Annotated in this window: 8 protein-coding genes; 6 read left to right on the top strand and 2 right to left on the bottom strand. The window is 71.3% G+C overall.

Annotation, left to right across the window (positions count from 1 at the left end; all coding sequences use genetic code 11):
* Nucleotides 1–555: 555 nt before the first annotated feature.
* Together typA and N5I75_RS23800 are read right to left on the bottom strand one after the other, a co-directional pair.
* Nucleotides 556–2,463, bottom strand: coding sequence for a translational GTPase TypA (gene typA, locus N5I75_RS23805; protein WP_476680370.1), 1,908 nt, complete (start codon nt 2,461–2,463; stop codon nt 556–558).
* 294 nt (nt 2,464–2,757) lie between these two features.
* Complete coding sequence (locus N5I75_RS23800) at nt 2,758–4,854, bottom strand: ABC transporter family substrate-binding protein (RefSeq protein WP_476680368.1); 2,097 nt, start codon at nt 4,852–4,854, stop codon at nt 2,758–2,760.
* Nucleotides 4,855–5,634: 780 nt separating this feature from the next.
* On the opposite strand from N5I75_RS23800, the gene N5I75_RS23795 reads away from it, so the two are divergent.
* The 6 genes from N5I75_RS23795 (at nt 5,635) to N5I75_RS23770 (ending at nt 12,766) form a co-directional block, all read left to right on the top strand.
* Nucleotides 5,635–5,946 carry a hypothetical protein gene (locus N5I75_RS23795; protein WP_476680366.1) on the top strand — a complete coding sequence of 104 codons (312 nt, stop codon included), beginning with the start codon at nt 5,635–5,637 and terminating at the stop codon, nt 5,944–5,946.
* A 46-nt stretch (nt 5,947–5,992) separates the two neighbouring features.
* Nucleotides 5,993–6,847 (top strand): hypothetical protein, encoded by an 855-nt coding sequence (locus N5I75_RS23790; protein WP_476680364.1) that lies wholly within the window; start codon nt 5,993–5,995, stop codon nt 6,845–6,847.
* A 25-nt stretch (nt 6,848–6,872) separates the two neighbouring features.
* On the top strand, nt 6,873–8,810 hold the full coding sequence (locus tag N5I75_RS23785) for a fumarate reductase/succinate dehydrogenase flavoprotein subunit (protein ID WP_476680362.1): 1,938 nt from the start codon (nt 6,873–6,875) through the stop codon (nt 8,808–8,810).
* The gene (locus tag N5I75_RS23780; RefSeq protein WP_476680360.1) at nt 8,807–9,574 is read left to right on the top strand and encodes a succinate dehydrogenase/fumarate reductase iron-sulfur subunit; all 768 of its coding nucleotides are present in this window, start codon (nt 8,807–8,809) and stop codon (nt 9,572–9,574) included. Before N5I75_RS23785 ends, N5I75_RS23780 begins: the two co-directional genes overlap by 4 nt.
* 334 nt (nt 9,575–9,908) lie before the next feature.
* A complete protein-coding gene (locus N5I75_RS23775) occupies nt 9,909–11,975 on the top strand; it encodes a TPM domain-containing protein (RefSeq protein ID WP_476680358.1) in 2,067 nt (688 codons plus the stop codon).
* An 80-nt stretch (nt 11,976–12,055) separates the two neighbouring features.
* Complete coding sequence (locus tag N5I75_RS23770; protein WP_476680356.1) at nt 12,056–12,766, top strand: PspA/IM30 family protein; 711 nt, start codon at nt 12,056–12,058, stop codon at nt 12,764–12,766.
* Nucleotides 12,767–12,771: the final 5 nt, after the last annotated feature.

The following is a 12,771-nucleotide window of genomic DNA, read 5'->3' as shown; positions in this document are numbered from 1 at the left end:
CGAGACGTGCCCGCGGGACCAACACCTGTCATCGGGGACGACGCGACCCATATGGCGCTTGTGGCACCTCGCATGGGTTCCTCCTCATGAGTCCACTTTGTTCACTACAAGTGGGGGCACAAGTAACCCTGCCGACACCCCTGACGGCGAAGGTTGAGTGCCCCAGTGTGCTCGCGAGTCGGCGCTCCCCACAGCGCGTGACCCATTGACCCGAGCTCTACGCCGTCAACTATTAGCCACGCGGCCGTCGTCGACCACACCCTTTTGGTCTCGGTTCGATCACACCTGATGCGTACATTGCCCAAAATCCGGACAAACTGATCCGAGATAGAGGGCCACGAAACGGACGTGTTACATATCTATCGACCATTGGTGCCCGGATATCGGACACCAGGGTGGACTTAATCACTTGCGTCCCGGCAGCTTTTGACCCTTTGTTGGGCGAGACCTGACCCCGCCGCAGTCAATCCGCGTAGACAGGGGCAGATTAGCGCCAACGCGAAGGGCCCGGCACCCCTCTCGGAGGTACCGGGCCCGACAGTCAGGCGGGGTGCGTCAGCCGTGCTTGGCGCGCGAGGCGGAGCGGCCGCGCTCCTTCTGGTCCAGGACGACCTTGCGGATGCGCACGGCCTCCGGGGTCACCTCGACGCACTCGTCGTCGCGGCAGAACTCCAGCGACTGCTCCAGGGACAGCTTGCGGGGCGGGACGATCGCCTCGAAGGAGTCGGCGGAGGAGGAGCGCATGTTGGTGAGCTTCTTCTCCTTGGTGATGTTGACGTCCATGTCGTCGGCGCGCGAGTTCTCGCCGACGATCATGCCCTCGTACACCTCGGTGCCGGGCTCGACGAAGAGGACGCCGCGCTCCTGGAGGTTGGTCATCGCGAAGCCCGTGACGGCGCCCGCGCGGTCCGCGACGAGCGAACCGTTGTTGCGGGTCGTCAGCGTGCCGAACCAGGGCTCGTGGCCCTCGTGGATCGAGTGGGCGATGCCGGTGCCGCGCGTGCTCGTCAGGAACTCCGTACGGAAGCCGATGAGGCCACGCGACGGCACCACGAACTCCATGCGGACCCAGCCGGAGCCGTGGTTCGACATGTTGTCCATGCGGCCCTTGCGGACGCCCATGAGCTGCGTGACGGCGCCCATGTGCTCCTCGGGGACGTCGACCGTGAGGCGCTCGACGGGCTCGTGCGTCTTGCCGTCGACCTCCTTGGTGACGACCTGCGGCTTGCCGACGGTCAGCTCGTAGCCCTCGCGGCGCATCTGCTCGACCAGGATGGCGAGCGCCAGCTCACCGCGGCCCTGCACCTCCCAGGCGTCGGGGCGCTCGGTGTCCAGGACACGGAGGCTGACGTTACCGATCAGCTCGCGGTCCAGGCGGTCCTTGACCTGGCGGGCGGTGACCTTGCGGTCCTTGACGGCCGACTTGGCCGCCGCGCCCTTGCCCGTGCCACCGCGGCCGACGAGCGGCGAGGTGTTGGTGCCGATGGTCATGGAGATCGCCGGCTGGTCGACGGTGATCAGCGGCAGCGCGACCGGGTTCTCCGGGTCGGCGAGCGTCTCACCGATCATGATGTCGGGGATACCGGCCACGGCGCAGATGTCGCCGGGGCCCGCCATCTCGGCGGGCTTGCGGGTGAGCGCCTCGGTCATCATCAGCTCGGTGATGCGGACGTTCTGGATCGAGCCGTCGCGCTTGATCCAGGCCACGGTCTGGCCCTTGCGCAGCTCGCCCTGCTCGACGCGGAGGAGCGCGATGCGGCCGAGGAAGTTGTCGGCGTCCAGGTTGGTGACGTGCGCCTGGAGGGGGGCCGACTCGTCGTACGTCGGGGCCGGGACGTGCTCCAGGATCGTGGAGAAGAACGGCTCCAGGTTGGTGGAGTCCGCCGGGACCGTGCCGTCCTCCGGCTTGGTCAGCGACGCGATGCCGTCACGGCCGCACGCGTAGACGATCGGGAACTCGATCTGGTCCTCGTCGGCGTCCAGGTCGAGGAAGAGGTCGTACGTCTCGTTGACGACCTCGTCGATGCGCGAGTCGGGACGGTCCGTCTTGTTGATGCACAGGATGACGGGGAGCCGCTGCTGGAGCGCCTTGCGCAGCACGAAGCGGGTCTGCGGGAGGGGGCCCTCGGAGGCGTCCACGAGCAGGACGACCGCGTCCACCATCGACAGACCGCGCTCGACCTCGCCACCGAAGTCGGCGTGGCCGGGGGTGTCGATGATGTTGATCGTGATGACCTCGCCGCCATCCTTGGGGTGGTACTTCACCGCCGTGTTCTTGGCGAGGATCGTGATGCCCTTCTCACGCTCCAGGTCATTCGAGTCCATCATGCGATCGTCGAGGGACTCGGCGGCGTGCGCGGCGAACGAGCCCGCCTGCTTGAGCATGGCGTCGACGATGGTCGTCTTGCCGTGGTCGACGTGGGCGACGATAGCGACGTTTCGGATGTCGTGGCGCGTGGCCATATTGCGGCGTACTCCCGGAATAGGTGACGGCTGCGCGTACATCAGTGATACGCGCGCCCTGCCGGGCTGGACACGCCACGGCCTCACCCCATGGTACGTGGCTTGACGAGTGGGGGCGCTTCCGGCCCTGGAGGGGAGGGCAGGATCATGACAGGCCGGGTCGGCCGCTGGGGAAAAACTGCAGGTCAATGGGTACAACGAACCTTGCCCGCAGGGTTGTCCCGCGGGCAAGGGAGTTGAGCTCGATCTGAGGTTGAGATTCTTGTACGCCTGTCGTCGGCCCCGCGTTCGCGCCTACTTCTTCCCGTCGTTCCTCGCGGGTGCGGACGGGCCCGACGCGCCCTTCCTGAGATAGCCGATGTCCTCGTAGTGCGGGTCCTGGAAGCCGAAGGCGCCGGCGTTGACGAGGTCGGAGCGGGCGGCCACGAGCTGGGGCCGCTGATAGAGAGGAATCGATCCTGCGGCGGCCCAGATCCGCGCGTCGGCCTTCCTGACCAGGGCGTTCTCCTCGTCGGCGTCGAGTTCACCGATGGCCTGGTCGAAGAGCTGGTCGATGTGGTCGGTGCCGACGCGCGTGTAGTTCTGCTCGACGGTGAGCGACCCGTCGGCGGCCGGGACCGGCTTGGCGTAGATGGGGCGGGCGTCGGTGGCCGGATAGGCGGTGGCGGGCCACGAGTACAGCGCCAGGTCGTACTCGCCGGACGCGATGTGGTCCTTGAAGTAGCTCTCGTCGTCGACCTTCATGACGTCCGTACGCACGCCGATCCCGCTCAGCATCTGCGTGATCCGGTCCGCGACGGCGCGCAGCTGCTCCGAGCCCGCGCCCGAGGGAAGCACGAAACGCAAGGTGAGCGGCTTGCCGTCCTTGGCGAGGGCCCCGGCGGCGGCCCCCGCGGGCGCGGCGGTGCCCTTCGGCGCGTAGGCACCGGAGGCGGCGTGATCGCCATGCTTCGCGGAGTGCTGGCTGTCCTCGGCCCGCTTGGAGTCCTCGGTGTCGCGGCCGCCCTCACCGCCCGCCGTCTTCGGCTTGTCCTTCTTGTCCTTGAGCGGCCCGCCCGGCACCCAGCCCGCCTCGGCGAGCAGCGCCTGCGCCTCCGCCATGTCCTGGTCGCCGAGCGCGCTGCTGTTGTCGGCGTACGCGGCCTGCCCGGCCAGGGCGAGGTGGTTGTCGACCGTGCTCACCGGCAGGCCGAGCGGTTTGAGGGCCACCGCGGCGAGCTGATTGCGGTCCAGGGCGCGGGCCACCGCGCGGCGCACGCGCTCGTCGGCGAGCGGGCCCTGCGCGCCGTTCAGGGCAAGCTGCGTGTAGGCGGGCGCGAAGGCCTTGCGGACCTTGAACCCGTGCAGGTTCCCCTGCTCCTTGGCGTACTTCTTCACGGCCTTGCGGGTCTTCGCGCGGGCGGCCATCTCGTCGTAGGCCGCCTCCTCGTCGTCCCCGTGCGCGATCGCCCAGGAGCGCAGCGCCTCGGCGGGGGTGAGGGCGGCGCCGGGGCCGTGGCTGAGCGGGCCCGGGGAGCCGTGGTCGCGGGCGGCGTGGGCGATGCGCTCGGCGCCGCCCGCGTCGACGTCGGCCAGGTCGAGCTTGCCCGCGGCGAGGGCCGTGGCCCGCTTGGCGCGCGGCACGGTCGTCAGGACGAGCTTGTCGAGCTTGGGGCGCTCGCCCCACCAGCGCGGGTTGCGTTCGAGGGTGACCTTCTTGGCGTCCCGGTCCACCGAGTCGACGGAGAAGGGGCCCGCCGTCACCTTGAGCTTGCGGCGTGCCCCGTCGTTGAAGCCGTCCGGGGTGCCCATGACGTCCTTGGGGTACAGCGGCGAGAACAGCGCGCGCCAGTCCGCGTACGGCTTCGCGAACGTGACCCGGACCTCCAGGTCGTTCTTGCCGCGCTCGATCTTCTCGATGCGGTCGTACCCGGCGTTGTGCGCGGTCCAGTAGGAGCTGTCCTTGCCGGACAGGGCGCGCCACTGGGCGGCGAAGTCGGGGGCGCCGATCTCGCGGCCCGTGGACCAGACGGCCTTCTGGTTCAGCTTGTACAGGACGACCTGCTTCGGCTCCGTCTCGATGACGTCGGCCTTCTCCAGGTAGTCGGCGTCGGGCTGCGGGCGGCCCTGCGCGTCGAGGCGGAACATCGACGGCAGGACGGCGCCCGTGATCCGGCTCGTGACCGGGTCGGCGTCCGCCTGGAAGGAGTTGAGGGTCTTCGGCATGGCGTCGATCGCCCAGCGCACGCTGCCGCCGTCCTTGATCCGGTCCCGGCCGGCCGGCGCGATGTCGGGACCCGCGGCCGGGGTCCACGGGTCGTCGTCGGAGCCGCACCCCGCGAGGGTGGTCACGGCGAGCACGCCGCACACGAGGAGCGCGGCTGCGCGGGGGCGCCTCTTGTTGTCCTGCATCTCGACGGGTACCTCCGGTGCGGGCCGGTTCTGTCTCGTTCGGCGGTATATGTCGCTGATCACATCTATTGGCCCACTGAAGTGGATCGGGGGGCGGTGGCATGGCGACACGTCGCCGGGGGGCGGGAACGTCACCCGGGCGGGCTATGCGGGTCGCCTACTGGGGCGGCTTGCTGGTGCGGGGGCGCCTGCCCGGGGGGCGGCTTGCTGGTGCGCGGACGCCTGCCCGGGGGCGGCTTGCTGGTGCGCGGGCGCCTACCCGGGGCGCGGCTTGCTGGTACGCGGGCGCCTGCCCGCGGGGCGGCTTGCTGGTACGCGGGCGCCTACCCGCGGGGCGGCTTGCTGGTGCGCGGGGCGCCTACCCGCGGGGCGGCTTGCTGGTGCGGGGCGGCCGCGGGTCTCGTCGTGGCTGGTCGCGCAGTTCCCCGCGCCCCTGAGATGCGCACTTCGTGCGCCATCTCAGGGGCGCGGGGTGGAACGCCCGCCATCGGGGGGCGCGGCCCTCGCCCCCGTCCCCCCTTGGGGGCGGCCCTCGCCCCCGTCTCCCCTGGGGGCGCGGCGAAGCCGCATGCCTTTAGGGGCGCGGGGAACTGCGCGACCAGCCACGAACCACCCGCGGCCGCCGGCGAAGGCGCACACCCCGCCCGGACGGCGAGGGGCGCACACCCTCACCCCGTGCCCCCGGCAATACGCGACGCGGCCTTCACAAACCGTGATGTGACGCGCGACACTCGCAGGCGCATGAACATCTCCGCCGCACCAGCGGAAGCGAGGCAAGTCATGTCCGTGGCAGATGAATTGACGAAGGTTCAGCAATGTGTCGATGAGCTGACCCGAGCCGTGAACCGGTTACAACCCGCACTCGCCGGACCGGACCTGCGCCGCGTCCACGCCGACACCGCCCACCTGCGCGAGAGCGTCGCCCTGCTGCGCGCGTCGACGACGGCGACGGCGGCGCAAGCGGCGCCGGACCAGCAGGACCCGCTCCCCCGGCAGGGCCTCGTGCCGATCCCCGACACCCCGTACGACACGTCCCTGTGGACCGACTCGGACGACGAGGGACTCGGCGCCCACCACAGGCACGCCCCCTGACGGACCGTTCCGTCACCCCACCCCGTCCCTTCGAGCGGAGGCTTCCTTGGCCACCGGCACGGAACCCACCAGCACCGACGAACCCCATACCGAGAGCGGCAGCGACCAGGGCACCGGAGTACGGAGCCGGACGCGTGCCGCGATCGCCGCACCGCACCTGCGCACGGACCGCTGGTGGCTGGCCCCGGCCACGACCGCCGCGGGCCTGTTCGCCTTCGTCGTCTACTCGACGTGGCGGGCGTTCGCCAACGCCGACTACTACGCGGCCCCGTACGTCTCCCCGTTCTACTCGCCGTGCGTCGCGGAGAACTGCGCGCCCATGCGCCATGGCCCGAACTGGGAGATCTTCGGCAGCTGGTGGGGCCTCTCCCCCGCGCTGCTCATCCTGATCTTCCCGCTCGGCTTCCGGCTGACCTGCTACTACTACCGCAAGGCCTACTACCGCGGCTTCTGGGCGTCGCCCCCGGCCTGCGCGGTGGCCGAGCCGCACAAGAAGTACAGCGGTGAGACGCGGTTCCCGCTGATCCTGCAGAACATCCACCGGTACTTCTTCTACGCGGCCGTACTCGTCGCCGGCATCCTCAGCTACGACACCGTGCTCGCCTTCCGAGACGAGACCTACGCGTGGGGCCACATGGGCCTCGGCACCGTCGTCTTCCTGATCAACATCGCGCTGATCTGGGCGTACACGATCTCCTGCCACTCCTGCCGGCACATCGTCGGAGGCCGCCTCAAACACTTCTCGAAGCACCCCGTGCGCTACCGCCTCTGGGGCTGGGTCGGCAAGCTGAACGCCCGTCACATGCTGCTCGCGTGGGCGTCCCTCGTGAGCGTGGCGCTCGCCGACTTCTACGTGTACCTGGTCGCGTCCGGCGTCTTCGACGATCCGCGGTTCTTCTGATGCCTTCGACGGTGGGAGCGCAACGATGAGTGTGGTGGAGCGGCAGCACTGGGATGTTGTCGTGGTGGGCGCGGGCGGCGCCGGACTCCGGGCCGCGATCGAGGCGCGTGAGCGGGGCGCCCGTACGGCGGTGATCTGCAAGTCCCTGTTCGGCAAGGCCCATACGGTGATGGCGGAGGGCGGCATCGCGGCCGCCATGGGCAATGTGAACTCCGGCGACAACTGGCAGGTCCACTTCCGCGACACGATGCGCGGCGGCAAGTTCCTCAACCAGTGGCGGATGGCCGAGCTGCACGCGCAGGAGGCACCCGACCGGGTGTGGGAGCTGGAGACGTGGGGCGCGCTTTTCGACCGCACCCGCGACGGCCGGATCTCGCAGCGCAACTTCGGCGGCCACGAGTACCCGCGCCTCGCCCACGTCGGCGACCGTACGGGCCTGGAGCTGATCCGCACCCTCCAGCAGAAGATCGTCCAGCTCCAGCAGCAGGACAAGGCGGAGTTCGGCGACTACGAGGCGCGGCTGAAGGTCTTCCAGGAGTGCACGGTCACGCGCGTGCTGAAGGACGAGGACGGCAGCCGCGTCTCCGGCGCCTTCTGCTACGAGCGCGAGAGCGGGCGGTTCTTCGTCCTCGAAGCGCCGAGCGTGGTCCTGGCGACGGGCGGCATCGGCAAGTCGTTCAAGGTGACGTCGAACTCGTGGGAGTACACGGGCGACGGCCACGCGCTCGCGCTGCTCGCGGGCGCGCCCCTGCTGAACATGGAGTTCGTGCAGTTCCACCCGACCGGCATGGTCTGGCCGCCGTCGGTGAAGGGCATCCTCGTCACCGAGTCGGTGCGCGGCGACGGCGGTGTGCTGCGGAACTCCGAGGGCAAGCGGTTCATGTTCGACTACATCCCGGACGTCTTCAAGGAGAAGTACGCGGAGTCGGAGGCCGAGGGCGACCGCTGGTACGAGGACCCCGATCACAACCGGCGCCCGCCCGAACTGCTCCCCCGCGACGAGGTGGCCCGCGCCATCAACGCCGAGGTGAAGGCGGGCCGAGGCTCCCCGCACGGCGGCGTCTTCCTGGACGTGTCGACGCGGATGCCCGCCGAGGTCATCCGGCGCCGCCTGCCGTCGATGTACCACCAGTTCAAGGAGCTGGCGGACGTCGACATCACGGCGGAGGCGATGGAGGTCGGCCCGACCTGTCACTACGTGATGGGCGGCATCGCCGTCGACTCGGACACGGCGGCGGCGCGCGGCGTGCCGGGCCTGTACGCGGCCGGTGAGGTGGCGGGCGGAATGCACGGCTCGAACCGCCTCGGCGGCAACTCGCTGTCCGACCTGCTGGTCTTCGGCCGCCGCGCCGGGCTGCACGCGGCGCAGTACGCGCAGAACCTCACCGAGGACCGCCCGGTCGTCCCCGACCTCCAGCTCGACACCGCCGCGGCGGAGGCGCTCCGCCCCTTCTCGGCGGAGGGCCAGGAGGAGGGCACCGTCCCCGAGAACCCGTACACCCTGCACCAGGAACTCCAGCAGACGATGAACGACCTCGTCGGCATCATCCGCCGCGAGGGCGAGATGGAGGAGGCGCTGCGCAAGCTCGCGGCGCTGCGGGTGCGGGCGCGGCGGGCCGGGGTCGAGGGGCACCGGCAGTTCAACCCGGGCTGGCATCTCGCGCTCGACCTCCGCAACATGCTCCTGGTCAGCGAATGCGTAGCCCGCGCCGCGCTCGAACGGCAGGAGTCGCGCGGCGGCCACACCCGTGAGGACCACCCGGCGATGGACCGCGAATGGCGCCGCGCCAACCTGCTCTGCTCGTTGCGCGACCCGAGCGGGGGCCTGGCGGCCACCGACCCGGTGCGCGGCCAGATCGACCTCGTACGCGAGACCACCGACCCGATCCGCCCCGACCTGCTGGCCCTCTTCGAGAAAGAGGAGCTGGTCAAGTACCTGACCGAAGAGGAGCTGTACGAGTGAGCGCGTATGAGGCCCGCTTCAAGGTGTGGCGCGGGGACACGGCGGGCGGCGGCCTGGAGGACTTCGACGTCGAGGTCAACGAGGGCGAGGTGGTGCTCGACATCATCCACCGCCTGCAGGCGACGCAAGCCCCCGACCTGGCGGTCCGCTGGAACTGCAAGGCGGGCAAGTGCGGCTCGTGCTCGGCGGAGATCAACGGCCGTCCCCGGCTGATGTGCATGACACGCATGTCGGTCTTCGGCCAGGACGACGTGATCACGGTGACCCCGCTGCGGGCGTTCCCGGTCGTCCGGGACCTGGTGACGGACGTCGGCTTCAACTACGCGAAGGCGCGCGAGGTCCCGGCGTTCGTGGCGCCGAGCGGGCTCGGTCCCGGCGAGTACCGGATGATGCAGGAGGACGTGGACCGGCCGCAGGAGTTCCGCAAGTGCATCGAGTGCTTCCTGTGCCAGGACACCTGCCATGTGGTCCGCGACCACGAGGAGAACAAACCGGCGTTCGCGGGCCCGCGCTTCCTGATGCGCGTCGCGGAGCTCGACATGCACCCCCTGGACGAGGCCGCCGAGACCGGCCTCGACCGCAAGACGACCGCCCAGGACGAACACGGCCTCGGCTACTGCAACATCACCAAGTGCTGCACCGAGGTCTGCCCCGAGCACATCAAGATCACGGACAACGCCCTGATCCCCCTGAAGGAGCGGGCGGCCGACCGCAAGTACGACCCGGTGGTGTGGCTGGGCAACAAGATCCGCCGCAGGTCGTGACCGCCCCGGCCCGTGACCGGAGCCCCGGCGCGCCGGAGCCGTAGCCGGGCGTACGGGGGCGCAGCGGTCGCGGAGGGGCGGACCCAGACATACGCTCCAAAATGTGCCCCTGCCCGAGAGCCGCTCCCGCCCGGTGCCGATATCCGTACGGGCGCGCCCCTGTCCGGTTGTGTTCACCGCGCGGGCGCGCCCCTGCTTGGCCGCGAGCGCCGCGCGGGCGCGCTCCCGTCCTGGTGTGAGCGCCGCGCGGGCGCGCCCCGGTCCGGGCGTGAGCGCCGTGCGGGCGCGCTCCCGTCCAGGCGTGTACGCCGCGCGGGCGTGCTCCCGTCCGGGCGTGAGCGCCGCGCGGGCCGCGCTCGCCGCGCTGCTCGCCCTGGCGTGGCTGCTCGTGCCCGCTGCCGCCGCCCGCGCCGACGACCCGGTCACCCTCTCCCGTACCGGGCAGATCACCGACGAGGTCGGCGCGCTCGGGGACCGGAAGGGCGCCGTCGCCACCGCGCTGACCGGCCTCGACGACCAGCACGGCACGCAGCTCTTCGTCGCCTACGTACGGGACTTCTCCGGACGCTCCGCGCAGAGCTGGGCCGACGCCACCGCCGAGCGGAACGGGCTCGGCCTCGACGACGTCCTGCTCGCCGTGGCCACGCACGACCGGCAGTACGCGCTCTCGGTCGACCAGGATTCACGGATCACGGACGCGCAGATCCAGGAGATCACGCGGGCCGGGATCGAGCCCGCTCTGCGCCGGAACGACTGGCCCGGCGCCGCGATCGGTGCCGCGAACGGGATCGGCGCGGTCGTCGCGGGCCGCCCCGTGCCCACGCCGACGATCACCCCGGGCGCCGACGACCCGGGCGCGAGCGGCAACGACGGCGGCCTCAGCGGCAGCGGCGACCTCGTGCTGCCGATCGTCGCCGTCGGCGCGGCCGGCGCCCTGGCCGCGTACAGCTGGACCCGCCGCAAGCGGCGCATGAACGAGCGGACCACACCGCAGACCTGGGGAAAGCAGGCCGTCACACCGTTGCCCGAGCTGGACAAGCAGGCTGGGCACCTGCTCGTGGAGACGGATGACGCGGTGCGCACCAGCACGGAGGAGCTGGGCTTCGCGACGGCCCAGTTCGGCGAGGACGCGGTCCGGCAGTTCGGCGAGGCGCTCGCGTACGCGCGCTCGGAGCTGACGGCGGCGTTCAAGCTGCGTCAGCAACTCGACGACGCGTTCCCCGAGGACGACGCGGCCAAGCGGCGCATGCTGGACGAGATCATCAGCCGCTGCACGGAGGCGGGCCGCCGCCTGGACCAGGAGGCCGGCGACTTCGACCGGCTGCGCTCGCTCGAACGGGCGGCGCCGGACGCGCTGGCCCACGCCGAGCGGGCGTACCAGGAGCTGACGGCGCAGACGGGCCACGCGCGGGAGACGCTGACCGCGCTCGGCACGCGCTACGCGCCGTCCGCACTCACATCGGTCGCGGACCACGTCGAACAGGCCGAGGACCGGCTCGCGTTCGCCTCGACCCACCTCGGTCGGGCCCGCCGCTCCGTCGACGCGGGCGACAACGGCAAGGCCGCCGTCTCCCTGCGGGCCGCGGAGGGCGCCGTCGACCAGGCCCGCACCTTCGTCACCGCCGTCGAACGCCTGGGCGGTGAACTCGCCGAGGCGACGGACCGCCTCCCCGCCGCGCTGACCGAGTCCGAGGCCGACCTCGCGGACGCGCGCGGCCTCCTGGAAGGCACCACCCAGGGCGTCTCCACCGCCGACCTGCGTGGCCGCGTCGCCCGCGCCGAGTCCGTCATCGGCGACGTACGCAAGGAGACGGCCGCGGGCCCGTACGACCCGATCGACGCGCTGCGCCGCGTGGAGGAGGCGGACGCGGCGCTCGACGAGGCGCTCGCGGCGGCCCGGGAGCGCGAGGCCGGCACCACGCGCGCCCGCTCACTCCTCGGCCAGGCGCTGCTCGCGGCGCGCAGCGGCACCGGCGCCGCCGCCGACTTCATCACCACGCACCGCGGCGCGGTCGGCAGCGAGGCCCGCACCCGCCTCGCGGAGGCCCAGCGCCACCTGGCCATCGCGCAGGACGCCGAGGGGGCCGACCCGGCGGGCGCGCTCGCCGAGGCGCAGCAGGCCGACGCGCTGGCCCGGCAGGCCCGGTCGCTCGCCGAACGGGACGTACGCGCGTACGGCGGCGGCCCGTACGGGGGCGGCGGACGCGGCGGCGGCTCCGGCGGCGCGATGCTCGGCGGCATCCTCCTCGGCCAGCTCCTCGGCGGCGCGGGTCGCGGCATGGGCGGGATGGGCGGCGGCCGTCGCGGCGGGTTCGGCGGCGGGGGCGTCCGGGGCCCAGGACCCGGCAGCTTCGGCGGCGGAGGCACCCGCGGCCGCAGGGGCGGCGGAGGCCGTTTCTGACCACTTCGGCCCCGCGATCCCGGCGAAAGCCCGCACTCCACCCGAGCTTCACCCGAGCTCCACCGACGGAGGACCTGACCATGACCAAGCAGACCGTCTTCAGCCGGGTCGCCACCCTCGCGAAGGCCAACATCAACGCGCTGCTCGACAGTGCCGAGGACCCGCAGAAGATGCTGGACCAGCTCATCCGCGACTACACGAACAACATCCGGGAGGCCGAGGAGGCCGTGGCGGCGACCATCGGCAACCTGCGTCTCCTCGAACAGGACCACAAGGAGGACGTGGACGCCGCCGCCGAGTGGGGCACGAAGGCGCTCGCCGCCAGCAGACAGGCGGACGAGCTGCGCTCCGCCGGTACGACGGCGGAGGCGGACACGTTCGACAATCTCGCCAAGGTCGCGCTCGGCAGGCAGCTCAAGGCGGAGAAGGAGGCGAAGGACGCCGAGCCGACGATCGCCGCGCAGACCGAGGTCGTCGACAAGCTGAAATTCGGCCTCACCCAGATGCAGGAGAAACTGAAGGAGCTGCAGGCGAAGCGCGACCAGCTGGTGGCCCGCGCGAAGACGGCGCAGGCGCAGAACCAGATGCTGGACGCGGCGAAGAACATCGACGTCCTGGACCCGACGAGCGAGCTGCACCGCTTCGAGGAGAAGGTGCGCCGCGAGGAGGCCAGGGCGCTCGGCAAGCAGGAGCTGGCCGCGTCCTCGCTCGACGCGCAGTTCGAACAGCTGGACGCGCTCGGCGACGACGCGGAGATCGAGGCCCGTCTGGCCGCGCTCAAGGGCGCGTAGGGGCA

This window comes from Streptomyces sp. R818, from assembly GCF_056172735.1.
This window is presented reverse-complemented; position numbering and strand designations above follow the sequence as displayed.